This window comes from Streptomyces sp. NPDC005151 (genome assembly GCF_053599875.1).
In genome coordinates, this window is the sequence record NZ_JBSFYR010000264.1 from 1 (window position 1) to 1,227 (window position 1,227).

The 1,227-nt window shown below is 67.3% G+C and carries 1 protein-coding gene; it reads right to left on the bottom strand.

Features of this window, described 5'->3' with window-relative positions; all coding sequences use genetic code 11:
- Positions 1–25: 25 nt before the first annotated feature.
- A complete protein-coding gene (locus tag ACWD6R_RS40610; protein ID WP_451823351.1) occupies positions 26–1,183 on the bottom strand; it encodes an IS30 family transposase in 1,158 nt (385 codons plus the stop codon).
- Positions 1,184–1,227 lie beyond the last annotated feature (44 nt).

Here is a 1,227-nt window from a genome sequence, read left to right on the forward strand (position 1 = left end):
GGCGGTTTCCACTGATCGTTGCGAATCAGCGGTAGGCGAGTTCCTTTGACCAGCGTCTCATGGCCTCGGCGGGGGTGCGGTCGCCCAGGACGCGGCGGGGGCGTTCGTTGAGCTGCCGTTCGACTTGCACGAGGTCACGGGCGGTGCAGTGGGTGAGGCTGGTGCCTTTCGGGAAGTACTCGCGCAGCAGTCCGTTGGTGTTTTCGTTGGTGCCGCGTTGCCAGGGGCTGTGCGGGTCGCAGAAGTAGATCCGGAATCCCGTCAAGTCTTCTATCTCCTCGTGAAGGTAGAGTTCGCGGCCCTGGTCCCAGGTGAGGGTGCGTCGCAGCGAGGCGGGCAGGTCGGCGGTCTGCTCGACGAGTGCGTCGCGTATCTGCGGGGCTTTCCAGCCGTGCGGTAGGTGGATGAGGCGGACGTAGCGGGTGGCGCGGTCGACAAGGGTGCCGATGGCGGATGCCTGCGCCTTGCCGATGATCAGGTCGCCTTCCCAGTGCCCGGCCCGCCGACGCTCGTCGGCTTCCCGGGGCCGGGTGTGGACCGGGCGCATGCGCGGGATGGCGTTCTTGGAGGGTATGCCGCGGCGTTGCTTCTTGCGGCGGGTGCGCCGGGTACGCAGCCGGGCGGTGCGTTTCTCCAGGAGCCCGTTGTAGAAGGCGCGGTAGATGGTCTCCGGGCAGGCGTTCATCGCCGGTTGTCCGGCTTGGGTGCTGGCCAGGTGGCGGGTGATCTGCTGCGGTGACCAGCGCTCTTTGAGCTTGTCGTTGACGAAGTCGCGCAGCTGGGGGTTCGCACGGAGTTTCTCCGGCTTCGGGCGGCGCCGGCGGAGGATGGCCTGGTTGTGCGACCACCAGGGGTTGTAGGTGCCGTCGGCGCCCCGGCCACGGGAGATCTCCCGGTAGACGGTGGAGCGGTGCTTTTCGATGTCGTTGGCGATCGCCGACGCCGTGCGGCCGGCGAGCAGGCCCTCGGCGATCGCGATCCGGTCGTCCTGGGTCAGGTAGCGTTCGTCGATGGGCTTGTCGGGCAGCAGCATGCGTCCAGCCTTGATGAACCACAACGAGCCCGCGCTGGTGGATACGCCCACATGGCGGGCAGCGGCTGCCCCTTTCAGGCCACCTCTACGCAGTTCGAAGTACTCCTTGGGCACCGACAGCGGCAGCCGGTTCGGCGGATACTTCGGCATCGGACGGACTCCTTCCAGGAGTCGCAACCACCGATGGAAACCGC